The 21443-nt window shown below is 40.2% G+C and carries 22 protein-coding genes and 1 riboswitch; of the genes, 11 read left to right on the forward strand and 11 right to left on the reverse strand.

Annotation, left to right across the window (positions count from 1 at the left end; all coding sequences use genetic code 11):
• Positions 1-70: 70 nt before the first annotated feature.
• The 8 genes from mntP to pabB all read right to left on the reverse strand — a co-directional run bounded on the left by mntP (position 71) and on the right by pabB (position 8384).
• The gene (mntP, locus tag Xsze_RS14920) at positions 71-670 is read right to left on the reverse strand and encodes a manganese efflux pump MntP (protein WP_141557202.1); all 600 of its coding nucleotides are present in this window, start codon (positions 668-670) and stop codon (positions 71-73) included.
• Positions 671-802: 132 nt separating this feature from the next.
• Positions 803-941: riboswitch (yybP-ykoY riboswitch) on the reverse strand.
• 160 nt (positions 942-1101) lie between these two features.
• Positions 1102-1560 carry a DUF986 family protein gene (locus tag Xsze_RS14925; protein ID WP_038234014.1) on the reverse strand — a complete coding sequence of 153 codons (459 nt, stop codon included), beginning with the start codon at positions 1558-1560 and terminating at the stop codon, positions 1102-1104.
• A 98-nt stretch (positions 1561-1658) separates the two neighbouring features.
• Positions 1659-2516: a PTS mannose transporter subunit IID gene (manZ, locus tag Xsze_RS14930; RefSeq protein WP_038234012.1), complete on the reverse strand. Its 858-nt coding sequence runs from the start codon at positions 2514-2516 to the stop codon at positions 1659-1661.
• Positions 2517-2529: 13 nt separating this feature from the next.
• Positions 2530-3327, reverse strand: coding sequence for a PTS mannose/fructose/sorbose transporter subunit IIC (locus Xsze_RS14935; RefSeq protein ID WP_038234010.1), 798 nt, complete (start codon positions 3325-3327; stop codon positions 2530-2532).
• An 83-nt stretch (positions 3328-3410) separates the two neighbouring features.
• Positions 3411-4364: a PTS mannose transporter subunit IIAB gene (gene manX, locus Xsze_RS14940; RefSeq protein ID WP_038234007.1), complete on the reverse strand. Its 954-nt coding sequence runs from the start codon at positions 4362-4364 to the stop codon at positions 3411-3413.
• A 540-nt stretch (positions 4365-4904) separates the two neighbouring features.
• Positions 4905-6269 carry an L-serine ammonia-lyase gene (locus tag Xsze_RS14945; RefSeq protein WP_038234005.1) on the reverse strand — a complete coding sequence of 455 codons (1365 nt, stop codon included), beginning with the start codon at positions 6267-6269 and terminating at the stop codon, positions 4905-4907.
• Between the two features lie 169 nt (positions 6270-6438).
• Positions 6439-7008, reverse strand: a complete 570-nt coding sequence (locus Xsze_RS14950; protein WP_038234003.1) for a CoA pyrophosphatase — start codon at positions 7006-7008, stop codon at positions 6439-6441.
• Positions 7005-8384, reverse strand: coding sequence for an aminodeoxychorismate synthase component 1 (pabB, locus tag Xsze_RS14955; protein WP_038234129.1), 1380 nt, complete (start codon positions 8382-8384; stop codon positions 7005-7007). Before pabB ends, Xsze_RS14950 begins: the two co-directional genes overlap by 4 nt.
• Before the next feature lie 149 nt (positions 8385-8533).
• Between pabB and Xsze_RS14960 the strand changes: the two genes are divergently transcribed.
• The 3 genes from Xsze_RS14960 to pip all read left to right on the forward strand — a co-directional run bounded on the left by Xsze_RS14960 (position 8534) and on the right by pip (position 10221).
• Positions 8534-8716, forward strand: a complete 183-nt coding sequence (locus tag Xsze_RS14960; RefSeq protein WP_038234001.1) for a YoaH family protein — start codon at positions 8534-8536, stop codon at positions 8714-8716.
• Positions 8717-8817: 101 nt separating this feature from the next.
• Entirely contained in the window at positions 8818-9189 is a 372-nt protein-coding gene (gene yebF / locus Xsze_RS14965; protein ID WP_038233999.1) for a protein YebF, read from the forward strand.
• Between the two features lie 78 nt (positions 9190-9267).
• A complete protein-coding gene (pip, locus tag Xsze_RS14970) occupies positions 9268-10221 on the forward strand; it encodes a prolyl aminopeptidase (RefSeq protein WP_038234127.1) in 954 nt (317 codons plus the stop codon).
• Positions 10222-10266: 45 nt separating this feature from the next.
• Here the strand turns inward: pip and Xsze_RS14975 are convergent, their stop codons facing one another.
• The gene (locus Xsze_RS14975) at positions 10267-10497 is read right to left on the reverse strand and encodes a DNA polymerase III subunit theta (RefSeq protein ID WP_038233996.1); all 231 of its coding nucleotides are present in this window, start codon (positions 10495-10497) and stop codon (positions 10267-10269) included.
• 408 nt (positions 10498-10905) lie between these two features.
• Between Xsze_RS14975 and ftnA the strand changes: the two genes are divergently transcribed.
• The 8 genes from ftnA (at position 10906) to htpX (ending at position 18618) form a co-directional block, all read left to right on the forward strand.
• Positions 10906-11412 carry a non-heme ferritin gene (gene ftnA / locus Xsze_RS14980; protein ID WP_038233994.1) on the forward strand — a complete coding sequence of 169 codons (507 nt, stop codon included), beginning with the start codon at positions 10906-10908 and terminating at the stop codon, positions 11410-11412.
• Positions 11413-11716: 304 nt separating this feature from the next.
• Entirely contained in the window at positions 11717-12103 is a 387-nt protein-coding gene (copC, locus tag Xsze_RS14985; protein WP_038233991.1) for a copper homeostasis periplasmic binding protein CopC, read from the forward strand.
• A complete protein-coding gene (locus Xsze_RS14990) occupies positions 12103-13098 on the forward strand; it encodes a CopD family protein (protein ID WP_038233989.1) in 996 nt (331 codons plus the stop codon). Before copC ends, Xsze_RS14990 begins: the two co-directional genes overlap by 1 nt.
• A gap of 85 nt (positions 13099-13183) precedes the next feature.
• Complete coding sequence (locus Xsze_RS14995; protein ID WP_038233987.1) at positions 13184-13537, forward strand: YebY family protein; 354 nt, start codon at positions 13184-13186, stop codon at positions 13535-13537.
• Between the two features lie 547 nt (positions 13538-14084).
• Complete coding sequence (locus Xsze_RS15000; protein WP_038233984.1) at positions 14085-14582, forward strand: GAF domain-containing protein; 498 nt, start codon at positions 14085-14087, stop codon at positions 14580-14582.
• Positions 14583-14677: 95 nt separating this feature from the next.
• Positions 14678-15388 (forward strand): RNA chaperone ProQ, encoded by a 711-nt coding sequence (proQ, locus tag Xsze_RS15005; RefSeq protein ID WP_038233981.1) that lies wholly within the window; start codon positions 14678-14680, stop codon positions 15386-15388.
• Between the two features lie 19 nt (positions 15389-15407).
• Complete coding sequence (prc, locus tag Xsze_RS15010) at positions 15408-17492, forward strand: carboxy terminal-processing peptidase (RefSeq protein WP_038233980.1); 2085 nt, start codon at positions 15408-15410, stop codon at positions 17490-17492.
• 241 nt (positions 17493-17733) lie between these two features.
• Entirely contained in the window at positions 17734-18618 is an 885-nt protein-coding gene (gene htpX, locus Xsze_RS15015) for a protease HtpX (protein ID WP_038233978.1), read from the forward strand.
• Positions 18619-18785: 167 nt separating this feature from the next.
• On the opposite strand, the gene Xsze_RS15020 is transcribed toward htpX, so the two are convergent.
• Positions 18786-20177 (reverse strand): L-cystine transporter, encoded by a 1392-nt coding sequence (locus tag Xsze_RS15020; RefSeq protein WP_038233976.1) that lies wholly within the window; start codon positions 20175-20177, stop codon positions 18786-18788.
• A 535-nt stretch (positions 20178-20712) separates the two neighbouring features.
• On the reverse strand, positions 20713-21291 hold the full coding sequence (locus Xsze_RS15025) for a metal-dependent hydrolase (protein WP_038233974.1): 579 nt from the start codon (positions 21289-21291) through the stop codon (positions 20713-20715).
• Positions 21292-21443: the final 152 nt, after the last annotated feature.

Here is a 21443-nt window from a genome sequence, read left to right on the forward strand (position 1 = left end):
GATCTGAAATGATGGTTTTAGGCATATCTGTACCATAAGAAATTTCAGATCTTTGGCGAACATTAATGGTTTATTTCGCATACATAAATAAATTAAGATGCTCGAACAGAATATTGAAACCAATGGCTATTAAGACTAATCCTCCGACCATTTCAGCTTTTTTACCCAATAATGGGCCAATATAACGCCCGATTAACATACCAAATGTTGCCATAATCATAGTCGTCAGCCCGATTGTCATGGCAGTATGCAGGATATCAACTTGCAAAAAAGCAAGGCCGATACCGATTGCCATGGCATCCAGACTGGTTGCTATGGCAGTGAGAATTAAACTCATTGAGCTATGACGTTTTGAACCATGATGTTGAGGTGTGGTTTTGTCGGTGGTTTCAGGTTCATGCTGGAAACTTTCGGATATCATTCGACCGCCGAGAATGACCAGCAGTGAAAAGGCGACCCAATGATCCCATTCCATGATGTATTGGCTGGCGTATAGCCCCAGAGACCAACCAATTAAAGGGGTTAACGCTTCGACTAAGCCAAAGATAAACCCGGTCCGAATAGCTTCGCGGAAGTTGGGTTTTTGAAGGCTGGCTCCTTTTCCTACCGCAGCAGCAAAGGCATCCATGGAAAGGGCAAGTGCAAGAATAAGTGTTGCGTGTAAATTCATCAAAATAGCCTCGGTCGGGTGATTCCACATACACATAACATGCCCCCAACCTATGGCGCTATTATGTGTCTATGGTCTTGCCAACCGTTTTATACCTGCTGTCTTTCAGGTTAACTGCCTGACTGAGCGGCTACCTGAGGTTTGCATGATATAAAAAATCAAATTTATTAGATGATTAGGCATTCGTACCACGTTTTATTTTAAACGAGTATGTTGATACGAATTTTCCAGAAGTCCTCTGGAACTGGCTACTCCCCAATGACTGAAGCGGACAATATCATATTCAGAATAAAAGGCAAAAATATTTTGCTATATTTCCCATAATCAAAATCGATAATGATTATTATTATCGATTTTTATTTTCGGGAGAATAATAAGACCAATATGACGTATTGATCTTATTGAATATGATTTGACGGAAATAAGGGAAGCTATTTGTTATTGACGAGAAATTGATAAATTTTTTCCAGATCGTCCAAGTTTGTTACAGAAATATAGATTTTATGTTCTCCGAAACTGACCCTGAGAATCGCATCTTCAGATAAATCCATTGCTGTCATCTTTTCATAAGAAAAAAAACGGTTCATATAATAAAAACCTTCTTTTTTAAAGAGAAGTTTAGGTGACCTGATATAACCTAAATACAGCGTGACTAAAAGGGTAAATGACAATAAACAAGTAAATAATAAGCTGCCTTGCGAAGTAACATTGTTATGAATAATGATGACAATCAAAATAATAAAGATCAGGGCATCAATTCGATGTTTTTTCTTAAGTTTTACGTTTAATAACGTCTTGCCTTTGAGTTGATTGATAATGAACTTATCATAAATCGTAAAAGCGAGCATGATCATAATCAATCCGATCAAGAGGCTATTATTCAAACTCATTTTGTCCCCTGATTAAATAATCAATGTATTGTTTTTATCAAACGGGGAAGAAATTCTCCTTCCCCGAAATGCCTAAATAATGATTTTGGCTAATAAGGTTATTTGGGTTCGGCCAAAATACCAAAGTGACCACCGACAATGCCTATCGCAAAGAAACCGATGATAATCCATAATGGATTGACTTTTTTCCGCAATAGCCACATACAACCAAATGTCAGAAGCAGTGGAACAAGGCCAGGTAATAGCTGATCCAAAATACCTTGAACGGTTGTGACTGTCACGACTTTGGTACTTGGATCTTCAATGCTGGAAATAACGAACGGAATATCGACTTTTGTCCAATTATTCACCAGGGCACCCATGACAAACAGCCCCAAAATTGACGCGCCTTCAGTCATTTTCTGTAGGAAGCCGCCACTCATATCTTTGACAATATCTATTCCTTTTTTATAACCGTAAGCGACGCCATAATAACGGGTCAATAAACGGAGCAGGTTAAACAGGAAGAAAAACAAAAGTGGCCCCATCCAGTTACCGCCCATCGCGATACCTGCCCCCAATGCGGCTAAAACAGTCCTGACGGTTCCCCAGAAAATAGGATCGCCCACACCGGCCAAAGGCCCCATCAGACCGACTTTGATCCCGTTGATGGCAGCATCATCAATAGCGGCGCCATTCGCACGCTGTTCTTCCATGGCCATTGTGACACCCAGAATGGGGGCTGCAACATAAGGCTGTGTATTAAAGAACTCCAGATGGCGCTTGATGGCTTGTTTTCGTTCTTCGGTATTTTCGGGATACAGGCGGCGAATAACCGGAACCATGGAAAAACAGAACCCCAGCGCTTGCATGCGTTCAAAGTTCCACGACCCTTGAAACAGGTTAGAACGGATGAAGACACCACGAATATCGCTTTGCGTCAGTTTTTTCTGATTTGGGTTTATTGTCTCTGACATGTTATTCATCCTCTTAATCTAATTCGTTATCAAGGTGATTTGGATTATTGCCGGCGGGTGCAGCGGCCTGTGATTGGTTGTATTTAGGGTTGAGCTGGATATAGACGATCGCCAAAACAGCCCCGATAATACCGAGTATAACAAGGTTGTGGATATACACCGCAGTAACGAAACCAAGATACAAGAATGGCATCAGATAACCCGCACGCATCATATTAATGACCATCGCATAACCCACCACAACAATCATGCCACCCGCAATATTTAAGCCCGATGTGATGACATGAGGGATGGATTCCAGCATCTCTTTGACTTGGCTTGTTCCGACGGTCAGGGCAACAACTAATGCAGGTAGCGCAATACGCATGGCCTGAAGCATTAAGGCTGAAATATGAATGGTGCTGATAGCACGAAGATTACCGTTTTCTGCGGCTTTATCGGCTGCGTGTTGGAAACCGACAGTCAATGTACGGACAATAATGGTCAGAACCTGACCTGCGGCGGCCAGAGGGATGGCCAGTCCAATTCCTGTACCGATATCTTGCCCACCGGCGATAACCAGAATGGTTGAAATAATGGATGCCAAAGCGGCGTCAGGGGCGACTGCTGCACCGATATTCATCCAACCAAGGGCCGTCATTTCCAGTGTACCACCGATAATAATGCCGGTTTTTACATCGCCGAGCACTAAACCGATTAATGTACAAGCAACCAAGGGGCGATGAAATTGAAATTCATCCAGGATAGAATCCATACCTGCGATGCAGGCAATGATGAATATCAATACAATTTGAACAACGGTAATTTCCATTGTTTTTCTCCTGTAACCAAATCGAATTTGGTAAGAATGTTGTTATTGAGTAACGATGAACAAAATGACATCTATTTTTAGTTTTAAACTTTTTTAAGTAGATCCATCATATTTAAACGGGCATCACTGGCGACTTTACGCGCCTCGAGTTCTATACCGCGCGAATTTAATTTTTCGAAAGCTTTGATGTCATCATTATCAACGGAAATGGCATTGTTGATCTGAGTTTTCCCTTGGCGGAAAGCCATGCCACCGATATTGACAGATTCGAGGGGCACACCACCTTCAACGATGCGCAGAACGTCAGCCGGGTTGGTGAATAACAACATGACGCGCTCACCGGCATATTTAGGGTTGTTGTAAACACGGACACACTTGTCAACATCAACAACATGTGCACTGACCCCCGGGGGGGCAACCTGTTTCAGCAAAGTTGAACGCACAGTATCCTGAGCTACGGCATCGCTGACGACAATAATGCGTTTAACGTTCGTTTCTTTAGTCCAGCGGGTTGCAACTTGCCCGTGGATCAAACGATCGTCGATGCGGGCAAGGGCAATTTTCATATGCCCGCCTTCAGCAGATGTTGGAACGGGAGCAGCAGGTTTTGCGGGTTCTGGCTTGGCGGGCTCTTCCTCTGGTGCTGTTTTCAAGGCCCGGATACCTTCCCTGCCTGTTTCCAGTGCAACAGAAACCAATTCTGCCATTGAGGGATCATCGTCACGGCACATAAAGGCTTCAACAAGCATCGGGACGTTTACACCGGTGATGATCTCGTAATTATCTTTATCAATGGCAATGCGGTTTGCAGCATTGAACGGGCTGCCTCCCCAAGTATCAACGAAAAACAAAACCCCCTGATTTGTATCAAGCGATGTTAGTTTTTCATTGTATTTATCGAATAACGTATCAGCATTTTCACCGGGTACGAAGTCAATGTAAGAAACGTTTTCTTGTTCTCCAATCAACATTTCTGCGGTACGAAGCAATTGTTCCGCCGCTGCCCCATGTGTGCCAATCATAATGGCTATACTCACTTGTCTTCCTCTTTCTGTGAAAATTGAATTCAGACTTACTTCGAATTCACACTCAATATTTCTAATGTATTGCATCTCTCATTGATAAGTAGGATAGTTGCAAACATAGAGTCCTATCGAAAATTAATCTTAATATTTAACTTCTATCAGCGTTATATTCCATTATGAAAGAAAATATTTTGTAGATTATCATTTGAAAGCTTCAAGAAAATTGCTATGAGTCAGAAAAATCAATACAGGCTATTTTAATAGGTAAAAACGAGATATTATATTTAAAATTTACAAATTAGATTATATATAATCTAATTTTTTAATTTAGATTGGATTTTAATGTTGTTATTGGTAACATTATATCGATTTTTGTGTAAAAAAAATGTGATGTTTTTATTGAGAAATGGAAAATAATGTACTCTAGTGATCCGTTTCAGCCAAAAAAATATCCCTACCAAATGGCAGGGATATTGTTTCAGACATACTGTGATTTTATTAAAATTAATCAGTGATATTGTTCATCATAAAATAGATGAATAATGTTTGATATTAATCACACTGAACTTTGATTGCTAATCCACCGCGTGAAGTTTCACGGTATTTCGCGTTCATATCTTTACCTGTTTCGTACATGGTTTCGATAACTTTATCGAGTGAAACACGTGGTTCACTTGTACGACGCAATGCCATGCGAGCGGCATTGATCGCTTTAACGGAAGCAATCGCATTACGCTCAATACATGGAACCTGCACTTGGCCTGCAACAGGGTCACAAGTCAATCCCAGATTATGTTCCATGCCAATTTCTGCGGCAATACAAACTTGTTCAGGACTTGCACCAAATAATTCTGCAATTCCTGCCGCCGCCATTGAACAGGCAACACCCACTTCTCCTTGGCAGCCAACTTCAGCACCAGAAATAGACGCGTTCATTTTGTACAAAATACCGATAGCGCCAGAAGCCAGGAAATAACGGGTATACAGCTCCGGCGTGACTGGTTCAATGCAGTGATTATAATAGGCCAAAACAGCGGGCACGATACCACATGCCCCATTGGTCGGTGCGGTTACAACACGGCCACCAGCGGCATTTTCTTCATTGACGGCCAATGCAAACATATTGATTAAATCAACAACATTCATTGGGTCTTTGGATAGGTTGTTTGAAGATGTCAGCATACGGTGCAGGGCAGCAGCACGGCGAGGAACCCGCAATGGGCCCGGCAATACGCCTTCAGTAGTCAGACCACGCTCGATACAGGCTTGCATGGTTTCCCATACATCAGCGAAATACTCAGCAATTTCTTCTTTGCTGTGTAAGTCTAATTCGTTTTTCATCATCAAACCGGAAACTGACATGCCCGTTTTGCTACAGTTCATCAGCAGTTCAGCCGCAGAGCTATACGGATAAGAAACCGGTCTGGTATCTTGAGATGGTTTGCCAAAATGTTCTTCATCGACGATAAAACCACCACCGATAGAGTAGTAGGTTTTACTGTAGACTTTCTCATCACCTGCAAACGCATGAATCTGCATGGCATTTTCATGCAATGGCAGATTATCACTGCGGAAATTCATACCACCGTCACGAGGGAAATCGACTTCATGTAAACCATTTGCCAGCGGCAAACGCTGAGTGTTCTCAACATCACTAATAAAACCTGGAATTGAATCAATATCAACAGTCGCTGGCATGTTGCCTGCCAACCCCATGATGATGGCAATATCCGTATGGTGACCTTTCCCGGTTAATGAAAGTGAGCCGTATACATCAACAGCTACACGCGTGATAGAGGACATTACTCCTTGGTTTACAAGATCATCGACGAATTGTTTGCCTGCTTTCATAGGGCCTACAGTATGAGAGCTGGATGGGCCGATACCCACCTTAAACATGTCGAAAACGCTAATCACGCCAGACTCCTTTAAGAAGAAAGAGATATAGTTATTTATAATAAAGCGCGCTACTTTACTGTTATTTGGTAGTGTTGATAAAGGAGTTTACAGTTTTTTTTTAATTATAATAGCAATTGATATGATTTAGGATAAAAAACGTTCGTATTTGCCGCATCTTACATCTGTTTCAGAACGTTTTTTGAACTTGTTGTGCCAGCCGATAAATAATGGCAGCCGTTAATCCCCAGATCATTTGTTCTTGATGCCAATAAAAATAGATTCGATGCTGTTGGTTACGACGTTGTATATCTAGATAACTATATCGGGGTAGGGATAAGACATCAAACAGTGGGACCTCAAAAACTTTTGCGACTTCCGCAGGATTGGTCTGAAACGTTACCGGAGATGAAATTAACCCTATAACCGGTGTAACACGATAGCCTCCGCTGCTATCCAATGGGGCTAATTGCCCCAGGATTTGCACTTTGCTTTGAGGGATACTGACTTCTTCTTCGGTTTCACGCAGTGCGGTGGCAATCAGGGAGCGATCTTCCGGATCAGAGACACCGCCGGGAAACGCAATCTGACCTGCATGTGAACGGAGGCTCTGAGCCCTTTGTGTCAATAACAAGGTTGGTTCAGGCTTACATATAATCGGCAATAATACAGCGGCATTCCGTTGATTGTCCGCTAAGGGCTTGGGTTGAGTAGGAAGCTGTAGTTGAAACCGATGAATAAAGTCAGAAAGTTGTGTCATGGTGTATGAAGTTTCCCTAATTGAGGCAAAATTCGCCCAAGTTTATCAAATGTTTCCTGATACTCTTTTTCAGCAATGCTATCAGCAACAATACCACCACCAGCCCAACAATATATTTTCCCGTTTTCTGTCAGTAAGGTACGGATGGTAATATTGCTGTCCATTGTACCGCAGAAACTAATATAACCAATAGCGCCACAATATCCATGCCTGCGGTGTGGCTCTAATTCTTCAATGATTTCCATTGCGCGAATTTTTGGCGCTCCCGTAATAGAGCCGCCGGGAAAGCAGGCGCGAAGTAAATCTGTCGCATGATATTTATCGGGCAAAGTCGCTGTAATGGTGCTAACAAGATGATGAACAGCCGGAAAAGCTTCAACGACAAATAATTCAGGAACTTTGACAGAACCCGGGGCGGCAACCCGGCCGATATCATTTCTCAATAGGTCAACAATCATCAAGTTTTCAGCCCGGTCTTTCCGTGAGCTTGCTAGTTTTTCTGCCTGCAATTGATCTTCGGCAGGATTTTCCAGCCTTGGCAATGTTCCCTTAATAGGGCGGGTTTGGATTTGTTTATCTTCGAGCAAAATAAAGCGTTCAGGTGAAACACTGATAATGCAATGTTCAGGTAAACGGATAAATGCAGAAAAAGGGGCTTGATTACTGTCATTAAGTTGAGTAAAAGCCTGCCATTCGTCACCCTGATAATCGGCATGGAAACGTTGGGATAAATTGACTTGATAGCAATCTCCGTTGCGCAGGTAATGATGAATCCGGGCAATTTTTTCGTGATATTGCTGCTCTGTCATATTGGATTGCCACTGGCTTGTCAGGGTAAAATCCGTTTGTTTCTTTTTCTGCTGGTTTCTTAATGACTCCAACCATGCCAGCCGGTTATCAACATTATTGTAACTCAGTAATGTCGCTTGCTGCTTTTTATGGTCAATGATCAAGCCCCAGTCATATATTCCGATAGCCATATCAGGAAAGTTCAGCTCATTAGCGGCAATTGACGGTAATTTTTCAATCCGTCGGCCAAGTTCATAACTCCACATTCCTAACACGCCTCCTTGAAAAGGCAAGTCCGGATCAAATTGAGGGGAGATATCGCAGGCCGCAAGGTGATTTTTTAACAACAGGAAAGGGTCTTCCTGTGAAATAGAGATTTCGCCAGCATGGTTTATCTCGGTAGATTTTCCGGATGTAACAAAGGTTGTCACAGGATCAGCGACAAGAATGTCAAATCGATTATGAGAATGTTCAGAATTTCCTGAATGTAAAAGCATAGCCCAAGGAAATGAGGAAAGAGGCGTAAAATAATGAGTCGCCAGATCAGGAGAATAAGGTATTTGCTGTTTTTGTAATGCAATCTTCATAATGGGATCAGTGTTGGAGGTTGGTAACTCATGGACAATAATATATGAAGCAGCGGAGATTATCATAGAATCCCACTCCTGACTTGGGGTAAAACAGACTATAATCTGGGTTTGCCATTAATTGTAACGCTTTGTTTGAGGTTATCGTCATGTTTTCAGGTATACCAGCATTATCCCACGAAGAGCAGCAAATTGCGGTGGAAAGGATCCATCAGCTGATTTCAGAAGGAATGGGGAGCGGGGAGGCCATTGCCATTGTTGCTCAGGAATTACGCGATAAGCACCAGAATGATGAGCAGATCCACGTTTTGTTTGAGGATGATGAAAAATAACAGCAACGTATTTTTAACAAAACTCACATAATTACTTCTTACTACATGTTAGGTTAACGCAAATTTTAATCCATATAATTTGGATAGTAATAGGAGGTACTATGAAGATAAATCGGTTGATTCGTCGCGTTGGGTTATTGAGTGCTGGGATTTTGTTTTCTGTTTCATTGACTGCAACGGCTGCCGGAGATGAGCGTGTTGCGAAATTTATTTCTTGTGAAAATTTAACAAAAGATCAAGTGGCTGCACAAGTTAAACAAGATTTTTTACAGAACCGTATTAATCATTGGGAAAAAGACAGAAAACAATTAGGAACTTCAAAACCGATTGCATGGGTAAACGTCAATGATATTATCGGCGATCAGAATGTATTGCAGGTCCCGCTCAATGTCCGGGGCTCCAAAAAAGACAAAAGTTACAATGTCACAATTGATTGCCATGAAGGGACTATCAGTTATAGTGAGTCTAAGTAATTAGTTTGTCATGCTACCTTTAAATATAGGCGGGATACTGGAATGTATCCCGTTTTTTTTAAAAAAGTGAGAGGAATTATGTCGGAGCTACGAAAACTTTATCCCCCTTATGATGCATACCAAACAGGGTACTTAGATACCGGAGACGGACACAAGGTTTATTGGGAGTTATGCGGTAATCCGAAAGGCAAGCCGGCAGTATTTCTTCATGGCGGCCCCGGTGGTGGTATTGCAAATTATCACCGCCAGCTATTTGACCCCGAACGCTATCATATTATGTTGTTTGATCAGCGTGGTTGTGGGCGCTCTAAGCCTCATGCCAGCCTGGAAAATAATACAACTTGGCACCTGATTGATGATATTGAAAAACTGCGTAATTTAATGGGAGTTGAAAAGTGGCTGGTTTTTGGCGGTTCATGGGGATCTACGCTGTCTTTGGCCTACGCTGAAAAACATCCGGATCGGGTGTCAGAGTTAGTTTTAAGAGGCATTTTTTTGCTACGGCCACAAGAGCTTCATTGGTATTATCAGGACGGTGCTTCCCGTTTTTTCCCAGAAAAATGGGAACGTATGCTATCAATTTTGTCGGAAGAAGAGCGTAAAGATGTTATCTCAGCCTATAACAAACGGTTGTTGAGCCATGATCCACAAGTGCAGTTGGAAGCCGCACGTTTATGGAGTCTTTGGGAAGGTGAAACGGTTACATTGTTGCCTTCTAAAAATGCAGATTTATTTGAAGAAGACGCATTTGCACTGGCGTTTGCGCGTATTGAAAACCACTATTTTATTAATAATGGCTTTATGGATGAAACCCAGCAACTGTTGGATAATATTGATGTGATTCGACATATTCCGGCGGTTATCATACATGGACGCTATGACATGGCATGTCTGATTCAGAATGCATGGGATTTGGCGCAGGTATGGCCAGAAGCAGAATTACATATTGTGGAAGGTGCAGGACACTCTTTTGATGAACCCGGCATTTTGCACCAGTTAATCAAATCGACAGACAAATTTGCTGAACAATAGTGGAAATAACCACCCATAAAACGGTGGTTATTTTTTACTGTCTTCTCAGCGACTTTTGGGTTCATAAGGTAAACGGGATAAGAACCTTGATTGTTGGCGGTAATGCTGTAAACGCTGCTGAAAATATTCTCTTAAATGAGAGGGTTGTGATTGTTCAACGCTATCCGGCATGACAGGCATGTTATAGCGTTCTTTAAAAGCTACGCCAGATGCGGCTAAATCAACGTTGATTTTATCCATCTCTTCTTTAGGTAATCTGGCTAAATTATACTCCATAATGACCTCATCAAAAGCTCAGCGCCTTTTATGCCCGTTATCTTTCAAGTTGCGGCTTTGTTGACTGCATTTTGAAATCCAATGGCTATCGGCTATTTCATTTTCCAGAAGAGGAAATTAGTCGACTCTTTTTTGATAATCAAGCAATTTAATGGGTTAAAAAAGATACGATAAAATTTAAATAATATTGATTATCATCTTTATTTAAATTTATTTTTTCTGTGATTGAATTTAATTAAATAAAACTGATTCTTATTTACTTATATTTAATGAGATTTACTCGTGTCTCCTTGTTAAATAAAGTTATTAATTATCAATGTGTTAAATATTTTATTTTTATTTTTGTTTTATTCATTTTTAATTGGCATAATACGCAAAATTGAATTAATTAATAGGGAGAGTAGGGCGATGTTAAAACAAGAAATGATCAAAAAATTAAATGAGCAATTAAATCTAGAATTTTATTCTGCTAATTTATATCTGCAAATGAGTGCATGGTGCAGCGATAAAGGGTATGAAGGAGCCGCCGCATTTCTGAAAGCGCATTCACATGAAGAAATGCAACATATGCAGCGCCTGTTTGATTATTTGGATGATACCGGTTCAATGCCTGTATTGGGTGCGATTCAGGCTCCCCCTGTTGAATTCAAATCTATTTCAGATGTATTTCATCAAACTTATGAGCATGAAAAACTGATCACCGAAGAGATCAATAAACTGGCTCATGTCGCCATGATGACTCAGGATTATTCCACTTTCAATTTCCTTCAGTGGTATGTCTCTGAACAGCATGAAGAAGAAAAACTGTTCAAATCTATTCTGGATAAGCTGGGTATGGTGGGCGAGAGTGGTAAGTCACTCTTCTTGCTGGATAAAGACCTGAAAAATTTATCCACAGCACCTGCACATGCCTGATAGGGTATCTCCTGATATCTGTCTACTATCTTTCATTGGTTATGTTTACTCACCCCAGAAACATTAATGACTATGTCGCTGGGGTTAATGGATAACTGCCTTGCACGGTATTTTTATCGTAATTCTTGCTTGTTTGGTCGTTTTTGAAGCAAGGATTACGGTTCTTTTCATTTTTGCCTCTAATTTTGAGTGATGCTTCACAGGTCAGGACATTGCTTGCTGAATATCGCAGATTAAACACATTTTTTGATATAGAATCCCCATATAATTTTAAAAATCACCTTAATATTAAAGGGTTATCTATATGTCTACTCTTAAAGTTCGTTCATTTTGGACCAAATTATCGGCTCTTATGGTTCTGTTTGTGGGGATATCCTGCCAACAAGCTTTGGCTCATGCCCATTTAAAAGACCAGACGCCTGCTGAAAACACCACAGTTGAAGCAGCTCCTCAAGCAATAACCTTGAGTTTTTCAGAACGCATTGAACTTGGGTTCAGCAAGGTAAAATTAATTGGCCCAGAAAAAGTAGCCATCAAAACAGGTAAGTTAGAACTTGATCCTGAAACAAAAACTAAATTGATCCTGCCAGTTGAGGGCAAACTTGCTGCGGGAGAATATAGTGTCGACTGGAGTGTACTCTCTGTTGATGGTCATAAAACAAAAGGCGTTTATAACTTTACTGTAAAATAATGATCTCGCTAGAGGCGCTATATATATTCTGCCGTTTCTCTCATTTTGTGGTTGTGATGCTCATGTTTGGCTTTAGCTTATTCATGGTCATGCTTGATTCCGGGCATTTTTCAACGTTAATGAGAGAACGGCTAAAAATTGGTATTTCAATCAGCACAACATTGGCTTTGGTCACGTCTGTTGTTTGGTTTCTTGTACAGGCTGGATTAATGGGAGATGGCTGGAGTGATGTTTATATGCCAGCTGTCTGGTCGGCTGTATTGGGGACGGCTTTCGGGCAAGTTTGGAAATGGCAGCTACTGGTTGCGATATTTGCTTTTGGCGGGCTGTTCTTTCTCCATGCAAAAATGCGACAGCTTTTTTTGTTGAGTTGTTCGGTTATTTTGCTCTCTAGCCATGCTTTTATTGGTCATGCAGCCATGTATGAAGGAGGAATGGGGCTGTTGCTTCAGGTCAATCAAATCGTTCATTTACTCAGTGCGGGTTATTGGTTTGGTGGATTGTGGCCATTTTTATTGTGCTTACATTTTTTACATTTCAGGAAAGGAGCGGAAGAAAATTTATACCATAATAATTTATCTACCGATAATCGGCTGAATAATATAGAAAAGGAAAGTATAGGGAAAACCGAAATCCCAAAAAATGCACCAAATCTGTTTGAAGAAAGTATTACTGCCATGAAGAGATTTTCTTTCTATGGTCATTTTGCTGTTTTTATGGTGATTGTAACGGGGGTTATCAGTAGTGTGATTCTGGTTCCCGATTGGCCTATTTTTAGCCGCGTTATTTCTGAATATCAATCAATGTTATGGCTGAAAATAGTTTTAGTCGTTGGCATGGTACTTTTGGCATTGATTAATCGCTACATTCTAGTTCCCAAGCTAAAGCAGAAAGGAAGCTATCAGTTACTGATAATCAATAGTTGGCTGGAAATTATCCTTGGTGCTTCCACATTATTATGTGTGGCAATTTTTGCAACTCAGCCTCCTGCATAACTTCTGGATAATAGGTTCAAATCAAGGTACATAAATCAGGAAATTAGCGATAAAATCTAGTTTTGCGTTTATTAGGGGAATCATAATGAAACGAGTGTTTTGGGTTTTGTCTTTTTCGCTGCTTTCTTTTCAGGGTATGGCTGCACCGATAGAAACTGTCAGTAAGTTGCAGTTTGGGAAAGAATGGGCATTTACTCGAGAAGAGGTGATGCTTGATTGCCGCTCAGGAGGGGCATTGTTTGTGATAAACCCCAGCACATTGGTGCAGTATCCCTTGAATGATAAAGCAACACAACTTGTAGAGTCTAATAAGGTTATTGCTAAATCGCTAAATACTATCCTGCTGGATGATCCTGAACATCCGAATCAAAAGATGAGTATTAAACCATTCCAGAAAGCAGCCTTGGCATTATGCGGGCATGCAAATAATAAAAAGTAATCGTGTTCCGGAAAAGAACAAAATTTGGTAAATCAAAGCATGTCAACTACGCTTACAATAGTTAGTTGCTCAATGTCTCAAGAGTAACCGCTATAGGTGGTTCTTTGATGGAAACCAATTTCCCTAGGCCGAGTAGAGGAATAGACTCGGCCTTTTTTTGTTTATGATAGAAAAGGTTATTTTTACGTTCTTTTCAAGAAATTATTTCATTTCCTCATACATATAATGAACAGATAAGAATAAAACAATTATTAAGAATATTGTTAAGGTGTTTTATAATAAGAACATGAGAAAGAGCACAGTGATGACTGCAATATAGTATTTTTTTTGATATAAGTTGTGACTTATCCCTAAAATCGATAGGTGAATACTGGTAAAAATAATTAAAGAAAATTTAAATTTCAAAAGATCAGAGCATATCGTGAAAAAATTTACGTTATTCCGCTCTGTTTCTTCTAAAAATAGTTTTTAAAGGTGATAATGGCAATTTTATGTAATTTTTTTGATGCCATTTTGTTAAAGAGTGACTTATAGAAAATAAAGGTATATGGATAAGAGTAAATTTTATCAAGAGATAACAGATAGCTTAATGGCATTGTTATCAGGTGAATATGACTTCATTGCGACTTTGGCAAATACGAGTGCATTGTTATATGAATGTTTGGATGATGTTAATTGGGTTGGCTTTTATTTAGTTGAAGATGATACCCTGTTACTAGGACCATTTCAGGGTAAAATCGCTTGTGTTCGCATTCCTGCCGGGAAAGGTGTCTGTGGAACGGCTGTTTCAACTAAAAGTATTCAACGTATTTCAGATGTACATGCTTTTCCTGGTCATATCGCTTGTGATACTGCCAGTAATGCTGAAATTGTCCTTCCTTTAGAAATTAATGGGCAAATTATTGGTGTTTTAGATATTGATAGCGCGGCTTTTGACCGGTTTGATGAAAGTGACGAAAAGGGCTTGAAAGCGCTTGTTATCAGGCTTTGCCAGCATTTGGAACAATGTGTGGTTTCAAAATATCTAAAACAGAATGTAACTTAACATACGTATGACGTGGCATTTATTAGCAACACCATTATAATGTCGCCTGTTCATGCCTGCGCTGGTTGGCAAAACCGTTGTAATCAGGAAATTTCATGGAAAATCAACCTCAGTTGAACAGTAGTAAAGAAGTCATTGCTTTTTTGGCAGAGCGTTTCCCGCTGTGTTTTGCAGCAGAAGGTGAAGCTCGTCCTTTGAAGATCGGGATCTTTCAGGATATCGTTGAGCGTATCCAGAGTGAAGGATGTTTAAGTAAAACACAGCTTCGCTCTGCTTTGCGCTTGTATACTTCCAGTTGGCGTTACCTCTATGGTGTAAAAGAGGGCGCCCAGCGTGTTGACCTCGATGGAAATGCTTGTGGTGAGCTGGAAATTGAGCATATCGAACATGCTCGTCAGCAGCTGGCAGAAGCGAAAGCACGTGTACAAGCTCAGCGAGCAGAACAGCGTGCCAAAAAGCGTGAAACCGAAAACGTCTCTGAAAAGAGCAGTGAACGACCGGTAAATAAAAAACCAACTCCTCATCGTCAAAAGCGATCGGGTGATGGTGAAAAAAAACCACCTCGTTCACAAAATCGTCTGCAACAATCGCGTAAGCCTGCAGATAAAACCACAAAGAAAGCTGCACAACCTGAACTAACTTCAGTCACAGATGTTTCCTCTTTGAAAGTCGGACAGACTATCAAAGTTAATGTAGGGAAAAGCCTAATGGATGCTTCTGTGCTTGAAATAGCAAAAGATGGTGTAAGAGTGCAGTTACCGACTGGTTTAGCAATGATTGTACGCGCAGAACACTTAAAGTTCTGATACGGAGGCCAACTTGGGCATGAACAAACTCATTATATTGGCTTTCGTTTTAAGTCTATCATTTTCAGGCATAGGGTATGCAGATGTTGTTAGCGACAATGCAAGCAGCAATACCGCCAATGCCGGTGCCGTTAATAATACAGGCGTCGTTAGTCAGAGCCAGTTGCCTGTTCTGAAACCGGAACCGCAACATACCACTGTAAGCAAACGGATAGTGTCCCGTTTTTTACGTTCTCATTATCGCCAATTTAATTTGGATGAGGATTTTTCAGGAAAAATTTTTGATCGTTACCTGAATACATTAGATTACGGACACAATATTTTTCTGGCTTCAGATATTGCACAATTTGAAGCTCAAAAGGGTTCTTTAGGTAAAGAACTTGAAAAGGGCGATTTAACACTTCCTTATGCTCTATTTAATTTGGAGCAAAAGCGCCGTTTTGAGCGCTTTCAATATGTTCTTTCTCGCTTAGAGCAACCTATCGATTTAAATGGCAATGATTCAATTGATACAGAGCGTTCTAAAGCACCGTGGCCAACGAGTGTTGAGGAACTGAATAAGCTCTGGGATGCTAAAATTAAATCTGATTGGATAAATCTTAAGCTATCCGGGAAAAGTGATAAAGAAATTAAAGAAATCTTGACCAAACGTTATAGAATGCTTTTGAAACGCCTCACGCAAGTTAAAAGCGAAGTGGTTTTTAAAAACATCATGAATGCGTTTGCTCGCGAAATAGACCCTCATACCAGCTACTTATCCCCTCGCGATACTGAACAGTTTAACTCAGAAATGAGTCTTTCCCTTGAAGGGATCGGAGCTGTTTTACAATACGACGATGAATATATCACTATTCGTTCACTGATTGCTGGTGGCCCGGCCGCTAAGAGTAATTTACTGAAAGTCGGAGATAAAATCATTGGTGTGGGGCAGGCTGGTAAACCTATTGTTGATGTTGTTGGATGGAGTCTGGATGATGTTGTTGCTCTGATAAAGGGGCCAAAAGGGAGCAAAGTTCGCCTTGAAGTCATCCCGGGTACGAAAGGGGCAAAAAATCATATTATTACCCTGACTCGTGAGAGTATCCGCCTTGAAGACAATGCAGCCAAGATGTCAGTAGAAACAATGGGTAAAGAAAAAGTTGGTGTTATTGATATACCAAGTTTCTATGTAGGATTGACTAATGACGTAAAAGTACAGTTACAGAAACTTAATAAGAAAGACGTTTCTGCGATTGTGATTGATTTACGCAGTAATGGTGGTGGAGCGCTAACAGAAGCAGTGTCTTTATCTGGTTTATTTATTCCTACCGGCCCAATTGTTCAAATTAGGGATAACACAGGCAGAATTAAAGAAGAATCAGATACCGATGAGGCTGTATATTATAAAGGGCCTTTGGTAGTTCTGGTTGATAACAGAAGTGCTTCTGCGTCTGAGATTTTTGCCGCAGCAATGCAGGATTATGGCCGTGGGCTAATTGTTGGTGAGTCAACCTTTGGTAAAGGTACTGTTCAGCAATATCGTCCTTTAAGCCGGATTTATGATCAAATGCTGAAACCCGATTGGCCGGAAGTTGGCTCTGTGCAATATACTATTCAGAAATTCTATCGTGTGAATGGTGGCAGCACTCAGCTCAAAGGGGTTACTCCTGATATCACGATGCCAACAGGAAATGGGCTGTTTGAAATTGGTGAAAGTCAAGAGGACAACGCATTGCCTTGGGATAGTATTCCGCCTGCGAATTATGCTTCCTCAAAGGTCATTTCAACGTTAATCGCACTACTGAGTAAATTGCATAACCAACGCATAGCTAACGATCCTGAATTTAAGTACATTAAGCAGGATATTGCCTATTATAAAGTGATAAAAGATCGTAATGGTGTGTATTCTTTGAATTATTCTCAAAGGGAAAAAGAGAATAAAGAATATGAAACATCCAAATTGAATCGCATTAATGAGCGTTTTAAGCGAGAAGGCAAAAAATTGCTTAAGTCACTTGATGATTTACCAAAAGATTATAAAGGGCCAGATCCTTACTTAGATGAATCGGTAAAAATTGCATTGGATTTAGCACACCAGCCGGCAGAGATAGCGGCTACAAAGTAGGTTAAAGTTTATTGTATACTTGATGCATATCAAATTTCAGCTGACAACGCTGTAGTTTGAAGGCAAAAGAACTCATTATAAATAAAGGGCTGGCTTAATAGCTGGCCCTTTTGACATATTGTAAAGTTATGTTGATTCTGTCGATTAACATCTTAAAAAGTTTGAATATTATAAGCTTAACCCCCATTTTATGTTCTAACTCTTGGTTGAATTGTTCGATTATTAAAGGAAGCTAATTTATATGATGAGAATAGCCTTGTTCCTCCTAACTAACCTTGCTGTCATGGTTGTTTTTGGAATAATACTTTCACTTACAGGAATTCAGCGGAGCAGTGTTGCTGGCCTCATGATTATGGCTGGTTTGTTTGGTTTTGGTGGTGCATTCATTTCTTTATTAATGTCGAAATGGATGGCTTTGCGTTCTGTAGGTGGTCAAGTTATTGAAAATCCTTCTAATGAAACGGAAGCTTGGTTGATGGAAATTGTGCGCCGTCAGTCAGAACAGGTTGGAATAACGATGCCACAAGTGGCGATTTATGATGCTCTTGACATTAATGCTTTTGCGACAGGAGCGCGCCGTAATGCTTCCCTGGTGGCTGTTAGTACTGGCCTGTTGAACAATATGAGTCGCGATGAAGCTGAAGCGGTAATTGCCCATGAAATTAGCCACATTGCAAATGGCGATATGGTAACCATGACGCTGTTGCAGGGTATTGTGAATACATTCGTTATATTTATTTCACGAATCATTGCACAAGCGGCTGCGAGTTTCCTTTCCAGCAATGATGAAGAAAGTGAAAGCAGCAATAATGGCAACCCAATTGTTTATATGGTGCTCTCTATGGTACTGGAGATTGTCTTTGGTATTTTGGCAAGTATCATTACTATGTGGTTCTCTCGTTATCGTGAATTCCATGCGGATGCCGGCTCCGCGAAACTTGTTGGACGCGAAAAAATGATTGCTGCGTTACAGCGCCTTAAGACAAGTTATGAACCTCAGGAAGAGGGCCAGATGATGGCATTTTGTATTAATGGTAAGTCTAAGAGCTTTAGTGAATTGTTCTTATCCCATCCGCCATTGGATAAGCGTATTGAAGCTCTTCGTAGTGGTGAATATATACGATAATGCTATCGATTTTATGGTAGGCGGTTTCGGCTACAATGTAGATCATCAATGATAGTAGACAGAAAGAATAGTAAATAAAAAGCGGGGGATCATCATGATCCCCCGCTTTTTTAATCTTGATTTCTAGCTTTTTTTAAAATTTTTTTACTTAAACAATGTCGTGGAACTTAAGAGTGGCTTAGCGCAGCATCTTCATTTTGTTCGAGTATTTCTTTATTGGTTGCACCCATTAATTGACTGGTGATAGTACCGGCTGTCATAGCACCACTAACATTTAATGCTGTACGGCCCATGTCAATAAGTGGTTCAACAGAAATCAGCAAGGCAACTAATGTAACTGGCAGTCCCATAGCGGGTAACACAATTAATGCAGCAAATGTTGCTCCACCACCAACACCAGCAACTCCGGCTGAACTGATAGTGACAATTCCCACAAGCGTAGCAATCCACAGAGGATCAAAAGGATTAATTCCTACAGTTGGTGCAACCATAACGGCTAACATGGCAGGGTAAATACCTGCACAACCATTTTGACCGATTGTGGCACCGAAAGATGCGGAGAAGCTGGCAATAGACTCAGGTACCCCAAGACGGCGGGTTTGTGTTTCAATATTTAATGGAATACTGGCTGCACTTGAACGGCTAGTAAATGCAAATGTTAATGCCGTTCCTGCTTTTCTGAAGAATCTAAATGGATTGATACCAGTAAATGCCAGAAGCCCGCCATGTACGACAAACATCAAACCAAGGGCGATATAAGAGGCAACAACAAAATGGCCTAATTGTTTAATATCATAAATATTAGAACTCGCAACAACTTTGGTCATTAACGCCATAACACCATATGGTGTTAGGCTCATAACCAATCGAACTAATTTCATTGCCCATGCTTGCATAGTATCGATGGCAATGAGAGCTTTTTCCCCTCTTTCATGATTATCTTTGAGCAGTTGCAATGCTGCAATTCCTAAGAATGTCGCAAAGATCACAACACTAATAATGGAAGTAGGCCGTGCTCCAGTCAGGTCGGCAAAAGGATTCTTAGGGATGAAGGAAAGAATAATCTGCGGCACACTCATATCAGAAACTTTACCAATATAATTGCTTTCAATCACAGATAAACGAATAGTTTCTTGAGCGCCTTGAATCAATCCAGAAGCGTTCAGCCCGAACAAATTAGCAATGACGATACCAATTAACGCTGAAATAGCGGTCGTTAGCAGTAGCGTACCGATTGTCAGAAAGCTAATTTTTCCTAAAGAAGAGGCTTTGTGTAAGCGTGCGACTGCACTCAAGATAGAAGCAAAAACCAATGGCATAATGACCATTTGCAATAATTGCACATAACCATTTCCGACGATGTTAAACCATTTAATTGATTCTTTGACTGTAGTACTGTCTGTACCGTAGATGATGTTGAGTGCAAGTCCGAAAGCAACGCCGATAATTAGAGCGATCAGAACTTTTTTGGATAAGCTCCACTTATTTGAACTTGTTTTTGCGAATAGAATAAGTAGTGCCACGAAAACAAGCACATTAATTGTGAGTGGTAAATTCATCCCTAGTCTCCAAAACTTCTGATTATTATATGTCCAATCTAATTGTCAGGGTTATTATCATTCTGATTCATTAATAACCAGATTGATTCACATAGCGGGTTATATGCCACCAAATGTTACTGTTAAGCTATGACCTGAAATCTATTGGATATATGATTTTTCTGTATGACATGTAATTGCATTAGGTGATGACCAATTCTTTCTCTAAGCTGCTGCTTTATGGGCTGTATGGCACCTTGGAGCTTATTGGGCACATGCAATGAAATGTGTAATGGAGAATGGTATCAGTATAAGTAATAGCTTTCTTATAATTAAATGGAATTTAATATAATTATTTTTCACTACATAGTTTAATTGATTATATGTGTTAAACTATTTTTTATTAATTAAAATATTGTTTTGCTAATTCTTTTGTATATCAGCTGGTTGGGAGTTCATTGGGGATCAGTAAGTAATAATTGGACAATATTATTTATGTGATTTTATAACCCCTTTGAAAAGAGGTTATAAAATTATATGGTGCAGAATAAATTAATTATTTATAGAAATTTTGGATTTGATCAATTTGCAGTTTATTGAACTCAAATTTGTCAATATATTGATTAAATGAAAAATTGATGTGCTGTGGTAGGATAATAGCTGTCACCATGACGAGTACAGCAATAAACCGCTCAGCTTTTTTGCGTTCTTTTCCTCTCAGAATTGGTATGCAGAAACGGAGCCGCAGAGGCCATAGAAGTGGAATGCCGGCAGGAGTCAGCATATCAGCAATAAGATGACTGATATAACCGATGATCATGGAATGGAAAAAATCTGTAGGGATAGGCCAGTCTGACGGCATTTCTGTCTGGAACAAGGTAATGCCGACGATAAGTGCTAGCAAACTGTGCGTAAATCCGCGATGTCCACACAATTTCGCAATGGGTATTGAGATAAAACGAAATAACCTGCCTAAAGTTGAGTGTGGATGATCAATATCAGGTAATAATGAGGCGAGAAGCACACCAGGAAGCATATGGAGCCAATCCCCCTGTGCTATTTCTGGTGTAATTTCGAGTTTATGGGCCAATACAAGGCTGGCGACTGAAAAAAGAAGATGTCCTTCTGCTGTCATAATGGTTTTACTAATTATTTATGCTGATTGCTGTTTATATATACAGTGAGTAGTATAGAGGGTTTTACATAAGGATGATAGAGGGTAAATAAGGAAAATCTGTTATTTATTAGTATATAACATTATGATTTGACCGACAGTGATCTATAACA

The organism is Xenorhabdus szentirmaii DSM 16338, from assembly GCF_002632585.1.
Classification (GTDB): Bacteria; Pseudomonadota; Gammaproteobacteria; order Enterobacterales; family Enterobacteriaceae; genus Xenorhabdus; species Xenorhabdus szentirmaii.

What these genes read in the sequence shown, in the direction of transcription:
- Xsze_RS14975 (WP_038233996.1), bottom strand. Translation starts at nt 10,497, where the DNA reads ATGGAGTATAATTTAGCCAGATTACCTAAAGAAGAGATGGATAAAATC.
- Xsze_RS14935 (WP_038234010.1), bottom strand. Translation starts at nt 3,327, where the DNA reads ATGGAAATTACCGTTGTTCAAATTGTATTGATATTCATCATTGCCTGC.
- pabB (WP_038234129.1), bottom strand. Translation starts at nt 8,384, where the DNA reads ATGAAGATTGCATTACAAAAACAGCAAATACCTTATTCTCCTGATCTG.
- htpX (WP_038233978.1), top strand. Translation starts at nt 17,734, where the DNA reads ATGATGAGAATAGCCTTGTTCCTCCTAACTAACCTTGCTGTCATGGTT.
- Xsze_RS14960 (WP_038234001.1), top strand. Translation starts at nt 8,534, where the DNA reads ATGTTTTCAGGTATACCAGCATTATCCCACGAAGAGCAGCAAATTGCG.
- Xsze_RS14990 (WP_038233989.1), top strand. Translation starts at nt 12,103, where the DNA reads ATGATCTCGCTAGAGGCGCTATATATATTCTGCCGTTTCTCTCATTTT.
- Xsze_RS14925 (WP_038234014.1), bottom strand. Translation starts at nt 1,560, where the DNA reads ATGAGTTTGAATAATAGCCTCTTGATCGGATTGATTATGATCATGCTC.
- mntP (WP_141557202.1), bottom strand. Translation starts at nt 670, where the DNA reads ATGAATTTACACGCAACACTTATTCTTGCACTTGCCCTTTCCATGGAT.
- Xsze_RS14950 (WP_038234003.1), bottom strand. Translation starts at nt 7,008, where the DNA reads ATGACACAACTTTCTGACTTTATTCATCGGTTTCAACTACAGCTTCCT.
- Xsze_RS15000 (WP_038233984.1), top strand. Translation starts at nt 14,085, where the DNA reads ATGGATAAGAGTAAATTTTATCAAGAGATAACAGATAGCTTAATGGCA.
- Xsze_RS15020 (WP_038233976.1), bottom strand. Translation starts at nt 20,177, where the DNA reads ATGAATTTACCACTCACAATTAATGTGCTTGTTTTCGTGGCACTACTT.
- pip (WP_038234127.1), top strand. Translation starts at nt 9,268, where the DNA reads ATGTCGGAGCTACGAAAACTTTATCCCCCTTATGATGCATACCAAACA.
- yebF (WP_038233999.1), top strand. Translation starts at nt 8,818, where the DNA reads ATGAAGATAAATCGGTTGATTCGTCGCGTTGGGTTATTGAGTGCTGGG.
- ftnA (WP_038233994.1), top strand. Translation starts at nt 10,906, where the DNA reads ATGTTAAAACAAGAAATGATCAAAAAATTAAATGAGCAATTAAATCTA.
- Xsze_RS15025 (WP_038233974.1), bottom strand. Translation starts at nt 21,291, where the DNA reads ATGACAGCAGAAGGACATCTTCTTTTTTCAGTCGCCAGCCTTGTATTG.
- manZ (WP_038234012.1), bottom strand. Translation starts at nt 2,516, where the DNA reads ATGTCAGAGACAATAAACCCAAATCAGAAAAAACTGACGCAAAGCGAT.
- Xsze_RS14995 (WP_038233987.1), top strand. Translation starts at nt 13,184, where the DNA reads ATGAAACGAGTGTTTTGGGTTTTGTCTTTTTCGCTGCTTTCTTTTCAG.
- proQ (WP_038233981.1), top strand. Translation starts at nt 14,678, where the DNA reads ATGGAAAATCAACCTCAGTTGAACAGTAGTAAAGAAGTCATTGCTTTT.
- prc (WP_038233980.1), top strand. Translation starts at nt 15,408, where the DNA reads ATGAACAAACTCATTATATTGGCTTTCGTTTTAAGTCTATCATTTTCA.
- copC (WP_038233991.1), top strand. Translation starts at nt 11,717, where the DNA reads ATGTCTACTCTTAAAGTTCGTTCATTTTGGACCAAATTATCGGCTCTT.